This is a genomic window from Pseudomonas sp. ADPe (genome assembly GCF_014843515.1).
GTDB classification, from domain to species: Bacteria; Pseudomonadota; Gammaproteobacteria; order Pseudomonadales; family Pseudomonadaceae; genus Pseudomonas; species Pseudomonas citronellolis.
The window spans coordinates 705,488-724,354 of the sequence record NZ_CP062122.1; the positions used below are offsets into that span (position 1 = coordinate 705,488).

35 protein-coding genes are annotated in these 18,867 nt (G+C 64.5%); 20 read left to right on the forward strand and 15 right to left on the reverse strand.

All coding sequences use genetic code 11. The features are described 5' to 3' along the window. Positions 1-2: 2 nt before the first annotated feature. The 12 genes from IG194_RS03120 to IG194_RS03175 all read right to left on the reverse strand — a co-directional run bounded on the left by IG194_RS03120 (position 3) and on the right by IG194_RS03175 (position 5,841). Positions 3-299, reverse strand: a complete 297-nt coding sequence (locus IG194_RS03120; protein WP_058487152.1) for a hypothetical protein — start codon at positions 297-299, stop codon at positions 3-5. Then, the gene (locus tag IG194_RS03125; protein WP_058487151.1) at positions 280-696 is read right to left on the reverse strand and encodes a hypothetical protein; all 417 of its coding nucleotides are present in this window, start codon (positions 694-696) and stop codon (positions 280-282) included. The genes IG194_RS03120 and IG194_RS03125 overlap by 20 nt, the downstream gene beginning before the upstream one ends. Next, on the reverse strand, positions 696-1,127 hold the full coding sequence (locus IG194_RS03130) for a VRR-NUC domain-containing protein (RefSeq protein ID WP_058487150.1): 432 nt from the start codon (positions 1,125-1,127) through the stop codon (positions 696-698). Before IG194_RS03130 ends, IG194_RS03125 begins: the two co-directional genes overlap by 1 nt. Continuing rightward, on the reverse strand, positions 1,124-1,495 hold the full coding sequence (locus IG194_RS03135; RefSeq protein ID WP_058487149.1) for a Ref family recombination enhancement nuclease: 372 nt from the start codon (positions 1,493-1,495) through the stop codon (positions 1,124-1,126). Before IG194_RS03135 ends, IG194_RS03130 begins: the two co-directional genes overlap by 4 nt. Beyond that, positions 1,492-1,725 (reverse strand): hypothetical protein, encoded by a 234-nt coding sequence (locus IG194_RS03140; RefSeq protein ID WP_225617168.1) that lies wholly within the window; start codon positions 1,723-1,725, stop codon positions 1,492-1,494. Before IG194_RS03140 ends, IG194_RS03135 begins: the two co-directional genes overlap by 4 nt. Then, entirely contained in the window at positions 1,718-2,392 is a 675-nt protein-coding gene (locus IG194_RS03145) for a replication protein P (protein ID WP_058487148.1), read from the reverse strand. The genes IG194_RS03140 and IG194_RS03145 overlap by 8 nt, the downstream gene beginning before the upstream one ends. Further along, complete coding sequence (locus tag IG194_RS03150) at positions 2,389-3,129, reverse strand: helix-turn-helix domain-containing protein (RefSeq protein WP_058487147.1); 741 nt, start codon at positions 3,127-3,129, stop codon at positions 2,389-2,391. The genes IG194_RS03145 and IG194_RS03150 overlap by 4 nt, the downstream gene beginning before the upstream one ends. Positions 3,130-3,140: 11 nt before the next feature. Further along, positions 3,141-3,809, reverse strand: coding sequence for a phage antirepressor KilAC domain-containing protein (locus IG194_RS03155; RefSeq protein WP_058487146.1), 669 nt, complete (start codon positions 3,807-3,809; stop codon positions 3,141-3,143). A gap of 130 nt (positions 3,810-3,939) precedes the next feature. Next, positions 3,940-4,560 carry a hypothetical protein gene (locus tag IG194_RS03160; RefSeq protein ID WP_058487145.1) on the reverse strand — a complete coding sequence of 207 codons (621 nt, stop codon included), beginning with the start codon at positions 4,558-4,560 and terminating at the stop codon, positions 3,940-3,942. 267 nt (positions 4,561-4,827) lie between these two features. Beyond that, a complete protein-coding gene (locus IG194_RS03165) occupies positions 4,828-5,190 on the reverse strand; it encodes a hypothetical protein (RefSeq protein ID WP_058490330.1) in 363 nt (120 codons plus the stop codon). Between the two features lie 3 nt (positions 5,191-5,193). Then, positions 5,194-5,607, reverse strand: a complete 414-nt coding sequence (locus IG194_RS03170) for a hypothetical protein (RefSeq protein WP_058490331.1) — start codon at positions 5,605-5,607, stop codon at positions 5,194-5,196. Between the two features lie 12 nt (positions 5,608-5,619). Beyond that, positions 5,620-5,841 (reverse strand): transcriptional regulator, encoded by a 222-nt coding sequence (locus IG194_RS03175; RefSeq protein ID WP_082996340.1) that lies wholly within the window; start codon positions 5,839-5,841, stop codon positions 5,620-5,622. A gap of 113 nt (positions 5,842-5,954) precedes the next feature. Here IG194_RS03175 and IG194_RS03180 point away from each other — a divergent pair, with 113 nt between their 5' ends. From IG194_RS03180 to IG194_RS03190, 3 genes are read left to right on the forward strand one after another with little or no spacing between them, the layout of a single operon-like run. Next, a complete protein-coding gene (locus IG194_RS03180; protein ID WP_225617169.1) occupies positions 5,955-6,641 on the forward strand; it encodes a helix-turn-helix transcriptional regulator in 687 nt (228 codons plus the stop codon). A 60-nt stretch (positions 6,642-6,701) separates the two neighbouring features. Next, positions 6,702-7,445 (forward strand): HipA family kinase, encoded by a 744-nt coding sequence (locus IG194_RS03185; protein WP_058490333.1) that lies wholly within the window; start codon positions 6,702-6,704, stop codon positions 7,443-7,445. Further along, positions 7,442-8,278, forward strand: coding sequence for a DUF3037 domain-containing protein (locus IG194_RS03190; RefSeq protein ID WP_058490334.1), 837 nt, complete (start codon positions 7,442-7,444; stop codon positions 8,276-8,278). The genes IG194_RS03185 and IG194_RS03190 overlap by 4 nt, the downstream gene beginning before the upstream one ends. A 44-nt stretch (positions 8,279-8,322) precedes the next feature. Here IG194_RS03190 and IG194_RS03195 read toward each other — a convergent pair whose 3' ends face one another. Further along, entirely contained in the window at positions 8,323-8,676 is a 354-nt protein-coding gene (locus IG194_RS03195) for a YkgJ family cysteine cluster protein (RefSeq protein WP_058490335.1), read from the reverse strand. A gap of 85 nt (positions 8,677-8,761) precedes the next feature. Next, on the reverse strand, positions 8,762-9,019 hold the full coding sequence (locus IG194_RS03200; protein WP_058490336.1) for a DUF1654 domain-containing protein: 258 nt from the start codon (positions 9,017-9,019) through the stop codon (positions 8,762-8,764). Between the two features lie 574 nt (positions 9,020-9,593). On the opposite strand from IG194_RS03200, the gene IG194_RS03205 reads away from it, so the two are divergent. From IG194_RS03205 to IG194_RS03225, 5 genes are all read left to right on the forward strand, one after another. After that, on the forward strand, positions 9,594-9,839 hold the full coding sequence (locus IG194_RS03205) for a hypothetical protein (protein ID WP_058490337.1): 246 nt from the start codon (positions 9,594-9,596) through the stop codon (positions 9,837-9,839). Positions 9,840-10,024: 185 nt separating this feature from the next. After that, on the forward strand, positions 10,025-11,239 hold the full coding sequence (locus IG194_RS03210) for a hypothetical protein (RefSeq protein WP_192353638.1): 1,215 nt from the start codon (positions 10,025-10,027) through the stop codon (positions 11,237-11,239). A 345-nt stretch (positions 11,240-11,584) separates the two neighbouring features. Beyond that, positions 11,585-11,848, forward strand: a complete 264-nt coding sequence (locus tag IG194_RS03215; RefSeq protein ID WP_082996256.1) for a hypothetical protein — start codon at positions 11,585-11,587, stop codon at positions 11,846-11,848. Further along, the gene (locus IG194_RS03220; protein ID WP_058490339.1) at positions 11,848-12,162 is read left to right on the forward strand and encodes a hypothetical protein; all 315 of its coding nucleotides are present in this window, start codon (positions 11,848-11,850) and stop codon (positions 12,160-12,162) included. The genes IG194_RS03215 and IG194_RS03220 overlap by 1 nt, the downstream gene beginning before the upstream one ends. Continuing rightward, positions 12,159-12,341: a hypothetical protein gene (locus tag IG194_RS03225; protein WP_058490340.1), complete on the forward strand. Its 183-nt coding sequence runs from the start codon at positions 12,159-12,161 to the stop codon at positions 12,339-12,341. The genes IG194_RS03220 and IG194_RS03225 overlap by 4 nt, the downstream gene beginning before the upstream one ends. A 252-nt stretch (positions 12,342-12,593) precedes the next feature. Here IG194_RS03225 and IG194_RS03230 read toward each other — a convergent pair whose 3' ends face one another. Then, positions 12,594-12,815, reverse strand: coding sequence for a hypothetical protein (locus IG194_RS03230; RefSeq protein ID WP_058490341.1), 222 nt, complete (start codon positions 12,813-12,815; stop codon positions 12,594-12,596). Positions 12,816-12,877: 62 nt separating this feature from the next. Here IG194_RS03230 and IG194_RS03235 point away from each other — a divergent pair, with 62 nt between their 5' ends. The 12 genes from IG194_RS03235 (at position 12,878) to IG194_RS03285 (ending at position 18,822) form a co-directional block, all read left to right on the forward strand. Further along, the gene (locus tag IG194_RS03235) at positions 12,878-13,258 is read left to right on the forward strand and encodes a hypothetical protein (RefSeq protein ID WP_058487138.1); all 381 of its coding nucleotides are present in this window, start codon (positions 12,878-12,880) and stop codon (positions 13,256-13,258) included. A 2-nt stretch (positions 13,259-13,260) separates the two neighbouring features. Beyond that, on the forward strand, positions 13,261-14,019 hold the full coding sequence (locus IG194_RS03240) for a DNA cytosine methyltransferase (protein WP_225617170.1): 759 nt from the start codon (positions 13,261-13,263) through the stop codon (positions 14,017-14,019). A gap of 73 nt (positions 14,020-14,092) precedes the next feature. Continuing rightward, positions 14,093-14,809, forward strand: coding sequence for a hypothetical protein (locus IG194_RS03245; RefSeq protein ID WP_058487137.1), 717 nt, complete (start codon positions 14,093-14,095; stop codon positions 14,807-14,809). A gap of 55 nt (positions 14,810-14,864) precedes the next feature. Continuing rightward, positions 14,865-15,137 carry a hypothetical protein gene (locus tag IG194_RS03250; protein WP_058487136.1) on the forward strand — a complete coding sequence of 91 codons (273 nt, stop codon included), beginning with the start codon at positions 14,865-14,867 and terminating at the stop codon, positions 15,135-15,137. 2 nt (positions 15,138-15,139) lie between these two features. Beyond that, positions 15,140-15,460 (forward strand): DUF4406 domain-containing protein, encoded by a 321-nt coding sequence (locus tag IG194_RS03255; RefSeq protein ID WP_058487135.1) that lies wholly within the window; start codon positions 15,140-15,142, stop codon positions 15,458-15,460. An 87-nt stretch (positions 15,461-15,547) separates the two neighbouring features. Next, complete coding sequence (locus IG194_RS03260) at positions 15,548-15,745, forward strand: hypothetical protein (RefSeq protein ID WP_058487134.1); 198 nt, start codon at positions 15,548-15,550, stop codon at positions 15,743-15,745. Between the two features lie 3 nt (positions 15,746-15,748). Further along, on the forward strand, positions 15,749-16,462 hold the full coding sequence (locus IG194_RS03265) for a hypothetical protein (RefSeq protein WP_058487133.1): 714 nt from the start codon (positions 15,749-15,751) through the stop codon (positions 16,460-16,462). Further along, the gene (locus tag IG194_RS03270; RefSeq protein ID WP_043270640.1) at positions 16,462-16,821 is read left to right on the forward strand and encodes a hypothetical protein; all 360 of its coding nucleotides are present in this window, start codon (positions 16,462-16,464) and stop codon (positions 16,819-16,821) included. Before IG194_RS03265 ends, IG194_RS03270 begins: the two co-directional genes overlap by 1 nt. Then, a complete protein-coding gene (locus IG194_RS33005) occupies positions 16,814-16,936 on the forward strand; it encodes a hypothetical protein (RefSeq protein ID WP_263866482.1) in 123 nt (40 codons plus the stop codon). The genes IG194_RS03270 and IG194_RS33005 overlap by 8 nt, the downstream gene beginning before the upstream one ends. Further along, on the forward strand, positions 16,933-17,457 hold the full coding sequence (locus IG194_RS03275) for a hypothetical protein (RefSeq protein ID WP_058487132.1): 525 nt from the start codon (positions 16,933-16,935) through the stop codon (positions 17,455-17,457). The genes IG194_RS33005 and IG194_RS03275 overlap by 4 nt, the downstream gene beginning before the upstream one ends. A gap of 40 nt (positions 17,458-17,497) precedes the next feature. Continuing rightward, complete coding sequence (locus tag IG194_RS03280) at positions 17,498-17,710, forward strand: hypothetical protein (RefSeq protein ID WP_043270643.1); 213 nt, start codon at positions 17,498-17,500, stop codon at positions 17,708-17,710. Next, on the forward strand, positions 17,710-18,822 hold the full coding sequence (locus tag IG194_RS03285; RefSeq protein ID WP_058487131.1) for a tyrosine-type recombinase/integrase: 1,113 nt from the start codon (positions 17,710-17,712) through the stop codon (positions 18,820-18,822). Before IG194_RS03280 ends, IG194_RS03285 begins: the two co-directional genes overlap by 1 nt. Positions 18,823-18,867: the final 45 nt, after the last annotated feature.

Here is an 18,867-nt window from a genome sequence, read left to right on the forward strand (position 1 = left end):
CTTCAATCCCCCGTGAAATGTGATCCGCCGGCCCCGCGGCGGTTGTTGTCCTCTGCCCAGGCCGACGCCTTCGCCCGGTCCACCAACTGCTGCTCGGCCTTGTCCAGGCGCCGGCCCAGCGCCCGGATCAGCGCGGCAGGCTCTACCGGCGCGCCATCCGCTCCGAGCCAACCGGTTCCGTCGCAGGCGGCGCAGTCCAGTTCGAAGAACACCCCCTTCGTGAAGCCCTGCCCGCGGCATTGCCGGCAGCGCTGGATGGCCGGCACGGCCTTCTGCAGGTCAGGCCCGTGCTTGCGCATGCGCCCTCCTCTTCAGCTCGTCCGCCAGGCGCTGCCGCTCCTTGCGCATGCCATCGATCTCTCGCCGGCAGCGCTCAACGGCAGAGCGGCGCGCCGCAGCGACTTTCCGAGGCCGGCCGACGCGGTTGCCCACCACTCGCCCCTCGCGATAGCCGAGGGCCACGCGCTCTTGCTGGTAGCCGAGCACCATCTGCTGGTCCAGCACCTCGATGCGCCGCTCGACGTCCGCCCTAGGCGCTGCAGCCAGCACCTCGTCAGCGCGACGCTGCAGCGCGCCCAGCAGGGTGATGCCCGGCACGCCCCGGCCGGCGAAGCATGCACGCGCCTCCTTCCGATGCTCAGGCGTCACCGACCACGAACTGCCGATGATCCTGCAGACGTCAGCCCAGATATCCATCACCGCACCACCTCCGTCCTGGGCTGGGCCAGGTACTGCTCAATGACGCGCAGGGCGTCATCGACGCCGCGGCACACGGTGGCGTAGTAGCCCTGCTGCTCCAGGCGCTGCAGGAATGCGGTCTGCTCGGGCGACACCCTGGCGTCATTCGGCGGCGCCGCCTTGAACTCAATGAACAGGCCGAACCAGCCGCCTCGCGCCTGGGCGACGAAGATGTCAGGGACTCCCGCCTTCACGCCCTGGCGCTTCATTTCGGCGGCAACCTTGATGTGCCGATGGCCGCCGTTCGGGGTGTGCCAGGTGACGCGGCTGGCCTCGGGGTACTTCACTGCGAGGATGGAGAACAGGGTGGCCTGCTCCATGCCCTCCCAGTCGACCTTCGGACGCCGCAGCGGGCGCGGGGTATGCGCGATGGGACGGGGCGACTTCATGCCATCACCTCGTCGCCATCCAGCCAGGCGAGGAAGCCGGCCGGGATATCGTGGCCGGCCTCTGCGACGATGCGAGCACACTGCCCCACCAGGTCAGCCTGGCGGCCATAGCGTGCCTCGAACTGCGCCTTGTACGGATGCACGGCCACGCCCGGGAAGCTCTCCGGCCCCGTGCCGGCCTGGTGATGCCCGGCGCACAGCGGGAGCACGTACCAATGCGCATGTGGCTTCGCGCGGCCGTCTACGTGGTGGATGCTGCAGAAGTCATTCACGACGCCGTGCTCAATGCGGCAAGCGATGCAGCCGACCACGCTGACGAGCAGGTCGTGCCAACGCTTCTGCTCGGCGGTGGGGTTGCGGCCCTTCATGCCGACACCCCGCTGGCCCTCATGTCGGCCCGGATGATCGACACCACCTCCTCGCGACTGCCCAGGTAGGCGAACGGGGCGGCATCGCCCGGGCGGGTGACGGTGAAGCGCTTCTCCGGCAACCGGCACTCGGCCACGGTGTAGCCGCTGTCGGTGATCCAGCAGTTCGGGATCTGCTGGCCGTCGCGGTTGCTCTTGGCGCGCCACTTCAGGGGGTTCAGGTCAGACATTGCGGGCTCCTTTCAGGCGTGCGCGGATGGCCTGCAGGGCGGAGTTGCCCACTTCGGGATCGGCCGCCTTCGACGGTTGCGGGAGGGCCGCCACGGGGACCGGCGGCAGGCTGTTGCCCTTCGCGATCTCGCGGCGGATCTGGGAGTACTTGCTCTCCAGCAGCTTCATGCCGTCGTCGCGACTGAGCTGCTGCAGGTTGCTGAAGCCGGCGCGGGCGGCAGCGTGGTACACCGCGGCGTGACTCCAGGTGGCGGTTGCGGCTGCAGCGGGGTGCGTCTTCGCCAGCGCTTCGCGATAGGCCTCCTCCAGGCTCGGCAGGCCCAGCTGATCGGCACCGAAGCACCAGTCCACGAACAGCGCCGGCGCCGGCACGAACTCGCGCTTGCTCTGGCGCAGGGCGCGCACGCCGTTGTCGACCAGTTCCTGGCTGTTCACGCCGGCCCGGGCGAACTCGGCCAGCCACTCCTCCTTGGCCTTGCCCATCACCGCCGGGGTGGACCAGGCGGAGCGCCAGCCGGAGCAGATGCCGCGGATGCGGTCGAATAGGTCGTCCATCACCTGGCGAGCGAAGTCATCGACGGGCATCACGTTCGGGGCGGCCTGGACCGGGGCCGGGGCGGCGCGGAGGTTCGCCGCGATCAGGTCAGCGCGCTTGGCCTGGCTCATACCCGCACCCCGTTCGCGCCCCAGGCCGCAGCGTCGGGCAGCTCGCCGGCATCGGCCTCGACGCGCTCCCGCTTGATCCACTTCGCCAGTTCGTTCGCCCACTTGGCCTGGGTGAACACGGCATCCGGCAGGGCCAGCCAGTGGGCCTTGAACTTGTTCACGACGGGCAGCGTGATCGCCGACACCGGAATGCCCATCAGGCGAGTCTGCGCTGCCAGGTCGTCAGGATCCGGCTCCCAGTCCTCGGTCATGGCGAAGCGCTGGCGAACATCGACCGGATCGCTCGCGTGTTGCAGCTGCTCTTCGGTTCCTTGATGGTTCAATGACGGATTGGGTGCAGCCGCTGCACCCCGTTCCGTCGTAATTTGCACCCCGTTCTGCTGTAGATTGCACCCCGTGGCATCTTCACGGGGTGCAGTGGTTTCACCCCGTTCATTTTGACGGGGTGCAGCAGCTTCACCCCGTTCCATGACGATGTCGTAGCAGGTCGGAACACGGTCCCGACGGGTGATGTACGCCGCGGCGATCGCCCGGTTGCCCTCGACAATCACACCCAAGTCTTCCAGTAGGCGCAGCTTGGCCTGCACGGTGCGCTCGGACAGGCCGGTGTCATCCGCGAGGCTGGCCACCGAGGGGAAGGCGCCCCGGCCGTGCTTGTCGGCGTAGTTGGCCAGGCACAGCAACACATGGCGGGCAGAGGAGTCGGTGACTACGCGCTGCTCCAGGGCCCAGGTCATGGCTTGAACACTCACAGCGAACCCTCCGCGACCTTCTGGGCCAGCTTGGCCAGCCCCTTCGGCGTGACGCGCACCTGGGAGGCCAGGCACTGGTCGCCGATGGAGTCGGTGCCGATCACGGTTACCCGGTGCTCCAGCAGGCCGGCCGCCATGCGCGGCTGGTAGGCCAACCAGTGGGCCGAACCCTCCCGGCGGTAGATCCAGCGGTTCTCGTGCATCCAGTCGAGCAGGACGTGACGCGGGATGTTCAGGTGCTTGGCAGTGTCGGTCAGACAGAGCGTGCCGCGCGCCTCGGCGATCCGCCCCAGGGCCTCGACCTTGGGCGCCTGCTCGTTCACCACCATGCGCAGCTGGGTGTTCTGCTCGTGGAGGTCAGCTGCGACTCGCAGCGCCTCGGAGTAGGTCTGCGGGATGGCCGGAGCCGCGGCGCGCTCCTCCAACTCATGCAGGCGCCGGATCACCCGGTGCCGCAGCGGGATGCTGTAGCCGGTGATCAGCGTCTCGGTCAGCTCGCGGTCCAGGTGGAAGTTCGTCGTGTAGCCCCTGGCGTCCCGGTCCTCGCGGACATGGTCCAGAACTGGACCATCCTCCGACAGGGCGTCGAGCATCTCGCGGATGTCCCGGATCACGTGCTTGTGCTGCTTGCCGGTGAGCTCGGCGATCTCGCGCGAGGTCATCATCGGGCGCGCCACGTTTTGCGATGCCGGAAAACGTGGCGCGGCATTGTCAGTTCCATTCGTCGTGTGCATACTCACTCCTGTTGATCTGAACCCCGGCGCCGAGTCCCCACTCCAGCCGGGGTTTGTTTTTTCAGCCGACCAGCGACAGCGGCTTGCCGCCCGCGTGGATCGCCAGTTCGTTCTCCATGCGCCGGCGCATCTCGAAGCTCTTCGACTCCACCAGCAGCAGCCGGTCGATCGCCGCGGGAAGGTCCGGCAGGTCGTTCTCGTCGATGCGGCCGTCAGCCAGCACCACGCTGCAGCGCTCCACCGCTTCGCCGATACCGGCGACCAACTGGCCGAACGCGCTCACCGGGCACCCAACCACGCCAGCGGCGCGGGCCCCGATCAGGCCGTAGCGGTCGGCGAGTTCGTTGATGCAGCGCTCCCGCCACTCCGGCTCCAGCGCCGCCACCCAGGCCTCTTCCATCCAGGCGGGCAGCTCCTGCTCACCGCCGAGCAGCCGCTGGACGCGCTTCAGCCACCGGCCGGCGGCCCTCAGGTACTCGCCGGTGTCGCCCTTCAGCTCGTCCGACTCGAAGTCGGGCACCTTCTCGGCCACCGCCTTGCGCGGGCACTTCTGGTACAGCGCCCGGTTCAGCGCCTGGGCGAAGTCGTCCTGGCTGAGGCTGGTGCGTGCGATCTGGTCGGCCGCGTAGGCCACCAGGACCTGGTCGCGAGTCATTTCGTGTCGGGGATTGGACGTGTTCACGTTGCGCTCCTGGTCCTAAGCTGCCCCCATCAAGAAAGGGAGGTCAGCGGTATGTCTTGTTGGGGCTCAGCTGGAACTGGTGATTGCGTGAGCCTCTGTTGGAAAAGGGCGCCGGGCGCAGCGTGGTATCGTTTTGCTTCCACACGAAACGGCCATGGAGGCCCGGCATGTCTATTGATCGAATCCCAACCATCACCAGAGAAGAGCTACTCCGCCGCATCGAGGCCCTGCCGAAAGGCTGCGAGATCAGCTTCTCCGGCCTTGAGTTCATTGACTTCGAAACAACGAATCGGCAGCCGTATAGAGTCCGTTTTCTGTTCCATCCAAACGTGTTCCGAAAGGCCGACGGGGAAGTGGTGGTTGAAAACCCTGCATGAGGTAAAAGGCGTTCTGGCACACCTCCTCTACGCTCCGAGGGGCGTAGAGGGCGTGCACTGCGCCGTAGATGCGGACGTCCAGCGAGAACCGATCATCCTCACCAGCGGCCTGAGTGATCACCAGTTGAAGGCGGAACTGGGAGCGGAGACGCTCCGCTTCCGCCCAGAGCGCCTGGGCCTCTTTGCACATGCGATCAGCCTCGGCCAGCGTGGCCAGGCGGTCCTTGTCGATGGGGTTCATCTCTTGCTTCATGCTCTAGAGTTCCACAGAGGTGGCCGTCGGCAGCGCGGCCAGGTAGGTGTTGATGGCGTCCACCACGGGCGCCATCTCCTGAATGCGGACGATTCCGCCTTGGCCGCCGCGAGCGATTTCCTCGGTCAGGCAGATCGCCCGGCTGAACACCCCGAGAAGACGAACCACCTCGCGGACGCTCGGCACCTCCAGGTGGAGCCGAGCAGCACAGCCGGCAGCCTGCACATCAATACCGGCGCACACCGGCGGATGCTCAGTGCTCGCGGCTGCCGCCTGGACGACCACGTCCAGGTGAACAGGCGGAAGGCCGGCCCTTTCCCGCGCCTTGTTCAGGTCGGCAATGGCATTGAGCGCCAGGGCCTCCTTGTGCTGAAGGGCGGCGAGTTCGGGCGGCGGCGGAGGGTTCGGGTGCCTCATTTGGCTCTGCTCCTATGCAGCGAAGGACGCCCAGGGAAAGCTCGGGCAAAGATCCCGGCGAGATACCTCGCCCTTGGTGAGGCTTTCGATCTCAATGGCACGAGGTGCCGGGATCGGCCGCTCTCCCGAGCACCACTGGCTTACCGTTGGCGCTCGAACACTGAGAAGGCGAGCCAGTTCGGCCTGGCTCCCCAGAATCTTTGCGGCTTTGAGTACGGCTTCGGGCGGGGTCATTTCGTGTCTCCGGTGTAATGCGGAGAAAATAAGGCATTGGCTAATCAAAGGCAAGCCATTGCCTAACCACCTAATGGGTAGAGTTAAATTAGGCAATGCTTACCGGACCTGAATTGGGCGCAGCCATTGAGGCTGCCCGTATCGCCAAAAACATCTCGAAAAAGGCTCTTGCCGGGCAGTTCGGGGTGCAGCCTCCGTCTGTTCAGACGTGGGTCAAATACGGCCGAATCGACAAATCGAAGCTCATCGAGTTGATTTCCTTCTTTGCCGACACGGTTCCAGCCAGCCATTGGGGGCTGACGGAAAAGGAGGCCGACCTGGTGGCTGTGGCGTCAGTGGAAAAAGCCAGCAGCCCAAGCCCGCATGAGGGCGATGATGAGTACGTCCATGTCCCGCTGAAGAGTGCCAAGGGTGCGATGGGGCGGGGCTACGAGAACCCCTACATAGAGGTGAAGGGGCATCTGGCGTTCAAGCGCTCCTGGATCAGGGCTAGGGGCTTGAATGCGAAGCATCTGGAAGCCTTCTATGCCGATGGGCAGAGCATGCACTCCACCATCAACCATGGCGATGTGGTGCTGCTGAACAAGGCCCAGAAAGAGCCCATCCACAACAAGATCTTCGCTCTCAATGGCGCCGACGGCGTGATCATCAAGCGCCTTTCGCATGCCAGCGCTGTGAACCAGTGGGGGCTGATCAGCGACAACCTCGACAAGCGCGAATTCCCTGACCAATGGCTGGACGAGGATGACGAGCCAATGTCGCTGATGGGGCAGATCGTTTGGCGTGGCGGAGACCTGTAGTCGCACTGCTCGATTAGGCAGCGGCTGCATGATCGGAATTGGAACTGCAAAGGAAATGGAATGCCTGATCGGGTCACAGCCATAGAGGTCATCCGCCAGAGTGAGCAGGGCATCTCTGTCAGGCCGTTTCTGGTGCGCGCCGACGATGGAAATCGCTATTTTGTGAAGGGGCTCAATCGCGCAGGCGGCCCTTCTCTGATGTCTGAAGTTATCGCTGCCGAGCTTGGCGTGCTCATGGGGCTGCCGATTCCAGAATGGCGCATCATAGACATCCCGCAGGGCCTTATCGACTTCAGCCCCATGGAGAACATTCGGGACCTATCCGGGGGGCCTGCTTTCGCCTCAAGGCAGGTCGAGAATGTCAACGAGCTGATGTGGGCCGGCCTGCGAAGCGTCCCACTGGAACTGCAGCGCAAAGTCTTGCTTTTCGACTGGTGGATTCAGAATGGTGACCGATGCCTTGGCGAAAACGGAGGGAACGTTAATCTCCTCCTGGACTCACAGGGCAACCTAGTGGTGATCGATCACAACGTGGCGTTCGATGCCAGCCTGACCGCTGAAGAGTTTTGCGACAACCACGTGTTCCGCGATCAGCTCCGTCACTTCCAGGACCTGGTCACTCGTCAGGAATATGCACGGGAACTTGACGCAGCCCTTGGGCATTGGGATAGGATCGTAGCCCTTTTGCCGGTAGAGTGGATCTACCGAGATTCGGACGAGATCGACGAAACCATTCCCACCCTGCTTCAAAGGCTTGAAACGCTGCATCAGTTCAGGGACGAGCGCTTCTGGGGGCAGCTATGAACTACTTCTGCAACTATTCGATCCTGCGATTCCTCCCCTACCCCGAGACGGGGGAGTTCGTGAATATCGGAGTGGTTCTGCTGGCCAGCAATGGCGAGTTTCACTACAAAGTCGAAACCAAGCGCCAGCGTGTGACCAACTTCTTCCACAAGCTCGACGCCAAGATATACATCCGCGCGCGCGCCGAGGTTGAGCAGGAACTCGCGCGCCTGTCGATCTTCTTCAGCAAGTACCGGGACCAGCAATCCACTCAGCTTGCAGCATTCAAGAGCCTGATCCATCCACGCGAGACCATGATGCGCTTCAGCGCGCCTGGAACCATCGCTGTGGAGAGGGTTGATGAGGCGCTCCAATCAATCTTCGACCACTACATCAACCTCAGCTTCGCGAGCAAGGAGTATGAGGAGAAAGTGTTGGAGCGTCAGCTTGGGCATCTGCTTGCAGCCGCCAACCTCAAGCAGCGCTACAAGGAGCAGAAGCTAGGAACCACCGACTACCCGGTAAAATTCCCCTATGTGATTCTGGACACCGATGGCGCCGTTCAAGCCATCAAGCCTATTCACTTGGGGCACGATGAGCCAGCGAAGATACTCGAGCACGGCGATGCCTGGCTCGCAAAGGTACGTAGACTCCATAGGGCCAATAAACTGGCTCGAGACACCCTGTTTATTGCTGCGCCGCCAGCAAGCAAGAAACAAAAACTGCTCTCGGCGTATAGCGACATTGTGGATCAGCTCATCGAGATCGATTCGGTCCGAGTAGTCAGCAACGAACTTCCCGATCAAAGTCTGCTGGACGAGATTCGGCAAGGCATCCCAGAAGCCATTCATTGAAACGACAAAGCCCCGCACTGCGGGGCTTTTCGTTTCTCAGCAGCCTAAACCAGAACCTGTCGCGTACTGGCGATCAGTTGGTGGACCTGCCGCACCACCGATTCATCCGTAGGCGTCTCGGGCCCTCTCCCCTCCGGACACGGCATGCTGGGCGTGGTCCCGAACAGCCGGCAGATGAGTGGGCGCTGCTCATACGCCTCGCACCCATTGGGGCCAAGATGGGCACAGCTCCACTCCGCCAAGGCAGCATCGTGCTCGGCCTGACTCTTGGCTGGCAGCCGGGCCATCTCTTCCGAAGACGCAGTGACCGGTCCGCAGCAGTCGTGGCAGCCAGACTTGCACTCGAAGCCAGGGATTTTCCGGCGCAACTGATCGATCCTGCGGCTAACGCTGTTCATTTTCGCTTCCTGGTTTGGGCGCGCGGATTGTACATCCATGGCTACGCGGCTCATCACCACATCAGCGCGGGGCGCCCAGCCTTCCCTACCAGGCGCTCTCGTCCACCTGCCACCGAATGGTGACAGCGCCCTCCTCTCCCTCCTCGATGTCCACCCCGTCAGCCAGGGTCATCTCGTCCAGCAGCCGGTCCCAGTCAACCTGGCTCTCACCCTCCTCCTTCCTGATGGTCAGCGACCGCGCCAGCTGCGCGGCCGGCATGCCCATCAGTCGCTGAATTCTTCTCCCCAGCACCTCGTAGCTGCTCGGTGCGCGGGGTTCCTGCCTCTTTGCTTGCTTCGCCATTACAACTCTCCTTTTGCAATAACTGTATGCACATACAGTATCGACATTCCTGTACGCCCGCAAGGCATCGCCTAATCGCCGGCAGATAAGGCTATACAAAATAATTAGCCATTGCCTATTGCAATGAGATTAGGCATTGGCTTATCTTGATTCCACGCCAGTTCACCGGCAGCCCACCCGGGCACCGCTCTTTAACAACCAGGAACAACCACGCCGGCTCTGGTCACCGGCCTGCTCGAAGCTGCGACGCCCTTCTGGAGGCGCCGCGCCAAGGGTTGCTTCGCTAACGCTCCCTGCCAGGGCCCCTCAGACCGGGGTTCTGTACCTGGCACAGCGGACAGGCGCCAGAAGCGCTTGCGTTGATTGTTCGTGCCCTGCCGGTGGTGGCCTCGTAACCCCGGCCGCAACACGACTGCAGCGCCCGGCATGCCGGCGACGCGGTTCCCCTGACAGCCAGAAGAATGACCCGCGGGTAGGAGAAGCCCAGTAGGCGAACGCGGGAGCGACACCGAGAGCATCACTGAAGCGCCCTCACCCGAGGGCGCTTTGGGATGCCACCAACAGAGGAATCACCATGATCGAGCTTGGAAAGAAGGGCCGGGACAAGATCACCGGCTTCGAGGGAATCATCACCGGCCGCTGCCAGTACCTTACCGGCTGCGACCAGTACAGCCTGGTGCCGCCGGCGCGCGACGGGAAGATCGAAGGCGCCCAATGGTTCGATGAGGGGCGCATCGAGGTCATCGGCGGCGGCATTACCGCCGACCAGGTGCGGGCGCCGCAGCGCGGTGGCCCGAACCGCGACGCTCCCCAGGCCTGAGCATCACTTCTGCACCTGGTGCGCCGGGTGCTTCGGGATGCGACGAGCATCACCTTCCCCATCCTTCGCCCGGTTCGCCGGGCTTCTTTTTTCGCCCTCTTTCGCATGCCGACTTCGCAGCCGGCAGCCGAAAGCGCGCACGTCGCCCTCGGCCAGGGGCATCACGCACTCCCAAGGAACGCACCATGACCCGCAAGAAAAAGACCGAGGAAACCATCGTCGCCTACAAGGGCTTCAATAAGGATCTGACCTGCCGCGGCTACCAGTTCGAGATCGGCAAGACCTATGAGCACAAGGGCGAAGTTGAAGCCTGCGCTTCAGGTTTCCACGCCTGCGAATATCCCCTGGACACGTTCGGCTACTACCGCCCTGCCGGTAGCCGCTTCGCACTGGTCGAGCAGTCCGGCGACCTGAGCCGCCACGACGACGATTCGAAGGTCGCCAGCCGCAAGATCTCCATCAAGGCCGAGCTCACCATCGCCGGCCTGGTGAAGGCGGCCATCGAGTACACCACCAGCCGCTGCACGCCGGTTGATCCTGAATCGCCGGCGTCGAGCACCGGCGACTACGGCGCGGCGTCGAGCACCGGCAACCGCGGCGCGGCGTCGAGCACCGGCAACCGCGGCGCGGCGTCGAGCACCGGCTACCAGGGCGCGGCGTCGAGCACCGGCAACCGCGGCGCGGCGTCGAGCACCGGCAACCGCGGCGCGGCGTCGAGCACCGGCGACTACGGCGCGGCGTCGAGCACCGGCGACTACGGCGCGGCGTCGAGCACCGGCGACTACGGCGCGGCGTCGAGCACCGGCTACCAGGGCGCGGCGTCGAGCACCGGCGACTACGGCGCGGCGTCGAGCACCGGCAACCGCGGCGCGGCGTCGAGCACCGGCAACCGCGGCGCGGCGTCGAGCACCGGCTACCAGGGCGCGGCGTCGAGCACCGGCGACTACGGCGCGGCGTCGAGCACCGGCTACCAGGGCGCGGCGTCGAGCACCGGCAACCGCGGCGCGGCGTCGAGCACCGGCTACCAGGGCGCGGCGTCGAGCACCGGCAACCGCGGCGCGGCGTCGAGCACCGGCTACCAGGGCGCGGCGTCGAGCACCGGCGACTACGGCGCGGCGTCGAGCACCGGCTACCAGGGCGCGGCGTCGAGCACCGGCGACTACGGCGCGGCGTCGAGCACCGGCAAGCATTCAGTGGCGATGGCCGCCGGCATCGGAGGCAAAGCCAGGGCATCCGCCGGCAGCGCCATCGTTCTCTGCTACCGCGATACCGACGCAGAAGGCGATGAGTACGCCCGAATCGTTCACATCAAGGCAGCCATCGCCGGTCAGGACGGCATAAAGCCAGGCACCTGGTACCAGCTGAACGCCGATGGCGAGTTCGTCGAAGCAGACGAATGACCAGAACAGCGAACGAGTCGAGGGGCTAGCGCAGCCAGGCCTGACGCATTCCGGGAAGCGCCGGACGTTCGCTCCGCTCCACGCGCCGGCCGGCGCCTCCGGTCGATCCCAGCAGGAGGAGTGGCAGCCATGTAGACCATCAACCCAGGTAGTTCGGCAACAACGCCGGGCGCGCCGCGAAACACTCACATACGGCGGCGTTTGTGAGACCGAAAGGCCGGCACCGCCGGCCTTTCCCCTTCACTCTCCAGTTTCTTTCCGACAGCACTCACCGCGGCGCCCACCGGCGCACCAGCCGCGCGACCGAGTGCTGCCGAAAGGAAACCACCCAACAGAGGAAACGCCATGCAACAGCTGATCCCCTGCCAGCAGCAGCTGGCCGACCTGCTCCGCCAGACCGCCGCTGCGCGCGACGCCTTCGCCGTCCGCCGGCGCCTGGACGTGGAGGCACCGAAGTTCCAGGTGAAGCCGGCCGGGCGCGGCTTCTTCCACATCGTCGAGACCGCCACCGGCCTGGTGCGCGGGTTCCGCCGTAGCCATAACGAGGCCTGCCAGCGCGCCGCCGAACTGGAGCAGCAGGCGCGCGACAACCTGGGGACGGAAGGCTGATGGCGAAGACTCAGCAGGAGCGCTCCGCCAAGGCTGCGGCGAAGCGCGCCGAGGTCGGCGAGGAGGAACTGCGGCACCGGGTTCGACCTGGTGTGCTGGCCAAGCTGGACGACCTGATGCGCTGGAGTGACATCGATCAGAAAGCCGAGGCCGTGCAACTGCTGATCCTCAATGTGCATGCCCTGGGGCCGGACGGCGCCGCGCGGCTGCTGGCTGTTCCGCTCCACGAAATCACGATCAGCGAAAGCGTGGCGCGAAGGCTTGAAGCGGAGGGCCGGCGCGAAGCTGCCGCCCTCGATCGGAGCGAGCAATGAGCGCCCGGCCGAATGGTCGCTTGGGCAACAACGAGCTCGCCCTGGCATACGAACTCCGCGCTGCCGGCATCGACTGGCAGCACATCGCAAGCGGCCTTGGCGTGAACCCCGACTGGCTGCGGCAGCGCATCCGCCAGGTAGAGATCGGCGGAATGAGCGCGCCTTGCCTACCTCGATAGCCAACTAGATACCCGGCGCCGCCGTAAACGGGGCCGGGTTACTCCATCTGGAGAAGACCATGACCCTACCCGTTCAAGCCTGCTCCGACGAGGAGCTGGAAGGCTACGCCGGCGTCTGCCCCAGGCTGTGTAAAAACGTTTCTGAGAATCGGGTCTGCTAAAAAAGCGAGCGAATTGCGCACTTCCTCGCGAATTCCAGCCGGTTCAGCCTAGAAAACCTCCGCAAATTTTACGTAGCGACGTGAACCTCGATTATGAGCGAGCGTTTTTACACAGCCTCGCCCGGAAGCCGCCGTAGAGCTCGCCCGGCGCATCGCGGCCTGCGAGACCGATCACGAATCCGAACTGGAGGAGCTGCAGAGCCAGCTCCGCGAGGCGGAGTCCGAGCTCGACTGCCTGCATGACGAGCGCAGGGCTCTCAAGCGCCGCGTGAGGATGGATCTGGAAAATCTGCGCGCGCTCCTCGGCGAGCACGACATGACCGATGACCTGCGGACTGCGATCAGTTCGTGGGCGAAGCGGCTGGAGGATCGGATATGAGCACCTTCGCCGTATTCGGAATGACTCGCGATGTGGCGCTTGAACAGGCCAGGAAGACCGTAAAGATCACTCGAAAAACCCCGCAGGGCGAGGTTGGCATCCCCATGACCGAGTGGCTCGCGCTCTGTGAGAAGCGCGCCGACGAGATCATGGCCGGCACGAAGACCAAGCAGCTCAGTCCTCTGTTCGACTCGCCCCAGTACGCCGATGACTTCATCCACCTGGCGCGGCGGACCTTGAAGTGCCGCGACATGCACATCAAGGCGCGCGTCACCCTCACCGATGAGAAGGGCAATCCCCTGATCGACAAGAAGACCAAGGCTCCGAAAGTCGGCTGGGCGCCCTACGGAGCACAGCCGAACCGCAGTGCGGCATAGCCATGCATGTCGCCTACTACAACGAGCACGACGCCTACGCCGCCCAGTGGCTCCGCAACCTGATTGCCGCCGGGCACATCGCGCCGGGCGACGTCGACGAACGATCCATAGAGGACGTGCACCCCGATGACCTCCGCCCTTACACCCAATGCCACTTCTTCGCCGGTATCGGCGTCTGGTCTCTCGCCCTTCGCCGAGCCGGCTGGCCAGATGATCGACCTGTTTGGACGGGTTCCTGTCCTTGCCAACCTTTCAGCGAGGGAGGCGCGCAGCTTGGGTTTGCTGATGAGCGGCATCTGTGGCCGGCGTGGCACCACCTCATCCGAGAGCGAAACCCTAAGGTTGTGTTTGGCGAGCAGGTTGCGAGCAAGGCTGGCCTCGCGTGGTTCGACCTTGTTCAGGCTGACATGGAAGGAGCGGGCTACGCCTGCTGGGCGTTCGATATCTGCTCTGCGGGGGTCGGCGCACCACACCTCAGGCAACGCCTGTGGATCGTGGCCAACACCAACCGCCCAGGACGCCATCGGGAGTCGAAATGCAACGAGCAGCCGGAGGCAGGGAAGTCGGCACCACGGGGGGTCACCCTGACCGATGCGGCTTGTCTCCATGGTCTGCCGCGGTCCCAATGGAAGGCGCCGACGGTTCCTGGCGTCTACTTGAACCCGGCATTGAGCCGTTGGCTGATGGCGATACCGATCGAGGTGGACGCCTGCGCGCCTATGGAAACGCCATCAATGCTGAAGCGGCGACGCAGTTCATAGCGGCCTACCTCGAAGCAACTTCCTGACCTACCCCACTCCATGCCATTGCGCCACTACGGCGCGAGGACACCCCATGAAGACTTACGAGCAGCTGCGCGAAGAGCGCCGGGCTGAGGCCGCCGAGTACCTGAAGAATCACCAGTATCGACCACTGGTAGATGCCGATGACGTGAAGGTCTGGCGCTGCCAGCAGCCGGGCACCAGCGCCTATGCCTTCGACATCATGCTCACCCGCTACGGCATCGCCGTCGTGGGCGACATCGCTAACCTGACCTTCGGCGTCGGCCTGGGCTACGGCCTGGACTTCCTGGCCGGCGACGACGTCGGCTACTACATCCACTCGAAGCTGGACGAGAAGTGCAAGACGCGAGACTTCGACGAGGCCGCCTTCCGCGGCGCGCTCATCGAGGGGATCTGCCAACGCATCTCCGATGAGGCTGACTACGATGCCTACGATGAGTTACCCGCCTGGGTACGCGAAGAGAAGGAGCGCGGCCCAACTGGCAGTCGCTGGGCAGAGCTTCGCGCCTTCGTTCGGGTAGAGGCTCGGAAGGATGACGCCGACGAGAAGTGGGGCGAGTGGGTAGACCTGCTCGCTGAAGCTACCGACATCGGGGACCAGCACCAGGCAGGCGTGTTCATGAACGAGCACTGCGAGACTCTGGGCCTGGGCCCGGACTGGTGGGAGATCCGTGTCACCACGCCATCTGAATCCCTGATCCGCGAGCTCTACATGATCCGCCACGCAGCTCGCGAAATCCTGGCGCAGAAGCAATCCGCAGCCGCCTAACCCTCCTCCCATCCGAAAGCTCTTTATCGCGCCAGCCAGGCGCGGAGGACAAGTCATGCCCGAAAAAACCCTCAAGGCCTACCAGGTAGGCGACAACGACATCGTGGCCGCTTACGACCCGGCCGGCGCCATCGAAGTGATGTGCGAGGAATGCGGCTACGTAGAAGAGGATTTCGCCCTGGACGAAGTAGTCCTGGTCCGCGACGAAGTGCTGGACGTCATGCAGGCCTACGACCAAGACGAAGGCAAGGTGGTGCCGCTGGAGAAGTCCCTGCGTCAGGAACTGGCCGAGCTGACCGAGCCGGCCTACATGCTCGGGTGGGAATAGCGATGGTGCGCATCTACCTCGCCGGCCCCATGACCGGCCTGCCGGAGTTCAACTACCCGGCCTTCCACGCCGAGGCCGAGCGCCTGCGCCAGCTCGGCTACCACGTCGAGAACCCGGCCGAGAACGCGGCGCCCGCCTGCGGCACCTGGGCCGGCTACATGCGCCTGGCCCTGGCCCAACTGGTCACCTGCGAAACCATCGCCCTGCTGCCAGGCTGGCTCGCCTCCCGCGGCGCCAACATCGAGCGCGCGCTGGCCGTGGACCTGGGAATGAAGATCGTCATGGCCGACACCATCACCGAGCCCGCAAGGACCGCAGCATGACCCGCCCGACCTTCTGCCGCGGCACCGGCCGCCCCACCAACGAATGCGACTGCCTGCGCTGCACCCGCCGGCAAGGGAGCCCGCACCATGCAACCCATCCAACTGACCGTCGAGCACCTCCACGGGCTCGACGGCAAGCCCTTCATGGTCGTCGAGGGCCTCCCCCGCCTCGGCGCCAAACTCGACCCCGAGCAGGCCCTGCAGCTCGGCCGCCAACTGATCCAGGCCGCCATCGTCGCCCAGCAGGGCGAGCGCGGCACCCGCCTCTACCCCGCCGAGGACTAAACCATGAGCAAGGAACAAGAGAAGAACGCCTGCGACTGGCTGGAGAACCTGGAAGGGGATGCCTGGGCAGATGCATGCGAAGAGATAGACGGGGCAGTGAAGCGGCAGGCAGAGGGCGCGCAGTGGGAGCGGAACTCCCTGCGCAGCGCGCTTGAGCAGGCCTACATGGCGCTGATCGGCTACCTGCCCGCGCACCGCAATGCGGTCACCGATGCGGCCATTGAGGCATCCCGCGCCGCCCTGGCGCTCCCCTCCCTGGCACCGGAACTGGAGCGGCCGGAGGAATGGCGGCCCATGGATACTGCACCGAAGAACGGTTCGATTATCCGGCTGCTGGTCAACTTCGAAGACATGAGCATCGACGATGGCGATGGTCCATTCGCCACCATTGGGCAGAACAACTTCGCAAACGACGGCGAGGACCTCTGGCAGGTCGTCGGCTGGTGCTGGGAACACGACCACTTCACGGACGGCAAGGGCACGCCAATTGGCTGGCTGCCTATGCTCTACGCCGCCCCGGTAGCTCCGGTCGCCCAGGCTGGGCAGGTGCCGAAGGAGTTGCGCGAGGCTGTCGAATGGGCAGATCACCTGCTCTTTGAGTGCGGGGCCCTGGTGCAAACCCGAGCACCTTCGGTCCACGTTTACAACAAGGCATTCGCGGCAATCGAAGCAGCCAAGACGTTGCTTGCCAGCGCATCGGCGCAGGGAGGTGAGTGATGCGCACCCTCGGAGCGATCATTGAGGCCGCAAGGGCCGGCGAGAAACCGACCGTGGACGAACTCAGGTACGCCGTGTGCGCGCTCGACATCCTGATGACGTTCGACCGCAACGCCCTGTTCAAGCTGGCGGAGGCCGAACAGGAGGGCAAGAAGCCGGTCCTGGTCTACAGCCCTACCTGGCAACGGGACGAGAGCTTCAACCGGGTGAAGCGCGCCATGGAGAAGTCACCCAAGGACTACCTCGGCCCGAACTATAACCCTGACAGCACCGAAGTTCAGCAACGCCGCCGGGCAGCTGCCCGGCTGTATGAGAAAGCGATTCAGCGCCGCGTGCCGGAAGGGGGTGGCCATGCGTAGGGCCTTGCTCATCACCTCCAGCATCGTCTTGCTCGGCCTGGCCACCATCGGCGCGGCCATTGCCGTGCCGCTGTTCCCAGCGTTCGCCGCCATGCAGTGGGGGTGCAGCCTATGACGCCGGCCAGGCAACAGGCCTTGCTCAAGGCGCAGACCGGGGTGGCGCGCAAGGTCTACGACGTGGTGCCGATCCAATCGCCCTGGTCGCCCCTGCAGATCAAGGGCGCCCTGACGGCCAGCGGCCACAGCAGCGCGGAGCTGTCGGTGATCCGCGCCTGCTTGAACGACCTGAAGGACGCCGGTCTGGTCCGCGAAGTCGACCGCCAGATGTTCCTGCGCACCGAGGTCAGAACCCCACCCCAGCAGAAGGACCAACCCATGCCCCGGATCGTCACCAGCATCAAGCCAGCAGCGAAGGCCGGCAACACCAGCGCCAGCCCCATCGAACTGCTCGGCGACCTGGCCAGCCAGTTGAAGACGCTGGGCGAGGAGTTCTCGGCGAAGGTCCAGGCGCTGGCGGCGCGCGTCGAGGAAGCCGCCCTGACGATCGAGCAGGGGCTGGAGGCGAACGCCGCCAATCTGGAGAAGGTGCGCCAACTCCAGACGTTGCTGAAGAGCCTCGCCGAACCCAACACCTAACTCATGCGGCGCCGGTACGCCGGCGCATTGAGGCATTGCTATGCGAAAAGAACTCATCAAGATCAGCGAGTTCCAGCGGCGCCGCTGGGGCACCAACGGAACACCATTGTCCGGCCAGGCAATCCGCAATCAGCTCAGGGACGGCATTCTCCCGGGCGAGCGGATCGGCAAACTCTGGTTCGTCGACTGGACGGCGTTCAGCAAGTCGACCAGCAACGACCTGGTCGCCATGGTCCTTCGAGGAGCAGCGTGATGTCGCCTCGCCCACGGAACAAGGCCAACAAGGGGCTCCCCGAGAACCTCTACCTGGACTCCAGGCGCGGGACCTACCGCTACAGAAGGCCGACGGATGGAAAGTGGTTCCCCTTTGGCGCCGACCGGGCCAAGGCAATCAACGCGGCCAAGCAGTTGAACATGGAGTTCATTGGCGGGGCTGACCTAGTGTCCAAGGTGAAAGGCGGATCCACCGATCTGTTCGTCGACTTCCTCGACCACTACAAGGAGAAAATCCTCCCGCCGCGCGAACTGGCGAAGGGTACGCTCGATCTGTACGAAGTACGGTTCCGGCAATTCCGGAAGGCCTGGCCCACCCAGGCGGTCAACGAGATCACCATCCGCATGATCGCTGACCTGCTCGATAGCCTGACGCCCCGGGCAGCAAACCAGGCCCGGGCGCTTCTGGTAGACATATTCAACCACGCCGTGGCGAAAGGCCTGTGCCCGGACAACCCAGCTATCTGCACCATTCCGAAGATCGAGAAGAAGCAGCGCAAGCGGCATACCATAGAGGGGCTGCGGGCAATTCGCGAGAAGGCGCCAGCCTGGCTGCAGAACGCGATCGACCTGGCGCTGATCACCGCCCAGCGCCGGACCGACATCCTGGCCATGCGATTCGACGACGTTCGCGACGGGTTTCTGTACGTTGTCCAGCAGAAGACGGCCAAGGCCAGCGACGCGGCCTGGATTCGCTTCCGGGTGACGCCCGAGCTCCAGACCGTGCTCAGCAGGTGCCGGGACAACATCCCGTCCCCCTTCCTGATTCACCGCCGGCCAGAACGGAAAAAGCAAAAGCAGGCGGAGCAGAAGGAGCACTGGACGAAGATCGAGGAGCGCTATCTGACCAGGGCCTTCAAGGATGCCAGGGATGCGGCAGGCTGCTATGCGGGGTGGAGTGAAGAGGAAATGCCGGGCTTCCATGAGGTCAGGGCGCTGTCGCTGCACCTGTACAAGAAAGCCGGAAAGGATGGGCAGAAAATCGCCGGCCACGCCAGCGAGGAGATGACGAAAAACTATCAGCGCGACCACGAGGAAGTGGTCTGGGCAGACGCGATTCCGGACTTGGATATCAGCGAATTCGCCCGGTAGTTTTGCGCGCATTTTGCGCCAGTTTTGCGCGGGACCGGAAATGAA

Coding starts and splice junctions, on each gene's coding strand:
- IG194_RS03120 (WP_058487152.1), bottom strand. CDS start 299: ATGCGCAAGCACGGGCCTGACCTGCAGAAGGCCGTGCCGGCCATCCAG.
- IG194_RS03125 (WP_058487151.1), bottom strand. CDS start 696: ATGGATATCTGGGCTGACGTCTGCAGGATCATCGGCAGTTCGTGGTCG.
- IG194_RS03130 (WP_058487150.1), bottom strand. CDS start 1,127: ATGAAGTCGCCCCGTCCCATCGCGCATACCCCGCGCCCGCTGCGGCGT.
- IG194_RS03135 (WP_058487149.1), bottom strand. CDS start 1,495: ATGAAGGGCCGCAACCCCACCGCCGAGCAGAAGCGTTGGCACGACCTG.
- IG194_RS03140 (WP_225617168.1), bottom strand. CDS start 1,725: ATGTCTGACCTGAACCCCCTGAAGTGGCGCGCCAAGAGCAACCGCGAC.
- IG194_RS03145 (WP_058487148.1), bottom strand. CDS start 2,392: ATGAGCCAGGCCAAGCGCGCTGACCTGATCGCGGCGAACCTCCGCGCC.
- IG194_RS03150 (WP_058487147.1), bottom strand. CDS start 3,129: ATGACCTGGGCCCTGGAGCAGCGCGTAGTCACCGACTCCTCTGCCCGC.
- IG194_RS03155 (WP_058487146.1), bottom strand. CDS start 3,809: ATGATGACCTCGCGCGAGATCGCCGAGCTCACCGGCAAGCAGCACAAG.
- IG194_RS03165 (WP_058490330.1), bottom strand. CDS start 5,190: ATGAAGCAAGAGATGAACCCCATCGACAAGGACCGCCTGGCCACGCTG.
- IG194_RS03170 (WP_058490331.1), bottom strand. CDS start 5,607: ATGAGGCACCCGAACCCTCCGCCGCCGCCCGAACTCGCCGCCCTTCAG.
- IG194_RS03175 (WP_082996340.1), bottom strand. CDS start 5,841: ATGACCCCGCCCGAAGCCGTACTCAAAGCCGCAAAGATTCTGGGGAGC.
- IG194_RS03185 (WP_058490333.1), top strand. CDS start 6,702: ATGCCTGATCGGGTCACAGCCATAGAGGTCATCCGCCAGAGTGAGCAG.
- IG194_RS03190 (WP_058490334.1), top strand. CDS start 7,442: ATGAACTACTTCTGCAACTATTCGATCCTGCGATTCCTCCCCTACCCC.
- IG194_RS03195 (WP_058490335.1), bottom strand. CDS start 8,676: ATGAACAGCGTTAGCCGCAGGATCGATCAGTTGCGCCGGAAAATCCCT.
- IG194_RS03200 (WP_058490336.1), bottom strand. CDS start 9,019: ATGGCGAAGCAAGCAAAGAGGCAGGAACCCCGCGCACCGAGCAGCTAC.
- IG194_RS03205 (WP_058490337.1), top strand. CDS start 9,594: ATGATCGAGCTTGGAAAGAAGGGCCGGGACAAGATCACCGGCTTCGAG.
- IG194_RS03210 (WP_192353638.1), top strand. CDS start 10,025: ATGACCCGCAAGAAAAAGACCGAGGAAACCATCGTCGCCTACAAGGGC.
- IG194_RS03215 (WP_082996256.1), top strand. CDS start 11,585: ATGCAACAGCTGATCCCCTGCCAGCAGCAGCTGGCCGACCTGCTCCGC.
- IG194_RS03220 (WP_058490339.1), top strand. CDS start 11,848: ATGGCGAAGACTCAGCAGGAGCGCTCCGCCAAGGCTGCGGCGAAGCGC.
- IG194_RS03225 (WP_058490340.1), top strand. CDS start 12,159: ATGAGCGCCCGGCCGAATGGTCGCTTGGGCAACAACGAGCTCGCCCTG.
- IG194_RS03235 (WP_058487138.1), top strand. CDS start 12,878: ATGAGCACCTTCGCCGTATTCGGAATGACTCGCGATGTGGCGCTTGAA.
- IG194_RS03240 (WP_225617170.1), top strand. CDS start 13,261: ATGCATGTCGCCTACTACAACGAGCACGACGCCTACGCCGCCCAGTGG.
- IG194_RS03245 (WP_058487137.1), top strand. CDS start 14,093: ATGAAGACTTACGAGCAGCTGCGCGAAGAGCGCCGGGCTGAGGCCGCC.
- IG194_RS03250 (WP_058487136.1), top strand. CDS start 14,865: ATGCCCGAAAAAACCCTCAAGGCCTACCAGGTAGGCGACAACGACATC.
- IG194_RS03255 (WP_058487135.1), top strand. CDS start 15,140: ATGGTGCGCATCTACCTCGCCGGCCCCATGACCGGCCTGCCGGAGTTC.
- IG194_RS03260 (WP_058487134.1), top strand. CDS start 15,548: ATGCAACCCATCCAACTGACCGTCGAGCACCTCCACGGGCTCGACGGC.
- IG194_RS03265 (WP_058487133.1), top strand. CDS start 15,749: ATGAGCAAGGAACAAGAGAAGAACGCCTGCGACTGGCTGGAGAACCTG.
- IG194_RS03270 (WP_043270640.1), top strand. CDS start 16,462: ATGCGCACCCTCGGAGCGATCATTGAGGCCGCAAGGGCCGGCGAGAAA.
- IG194_RS33005 (WP_263866482.1), top strand. CDS start 16,814: ATGCGTAGGGCCTTGCTCATCACCTCCAGCATCGTCTTGCTCGGCCTG.
- IG194_RS03275 (WP_058487132.1), top strand. CDS start 16,933: ATGACGCCGGCCAGGCAACAGGCCTTGCTCAAGGCGCAGACCGGGGTG.
- IG194_RS03280 (WP_043270643.1), top strand. CDS start 17,498: ATGCGAAAAGAACTCATCAAGATCAGCGAGTTCCAGCGGCGCCGCTGG.
- IG194_RS03285 (WP_058487131.1), top strand. CDS start 17,710: ATGTCGCCTCGCCCACGGAACAAGGCCAACAAGGGGCTCCCCGAGAAC.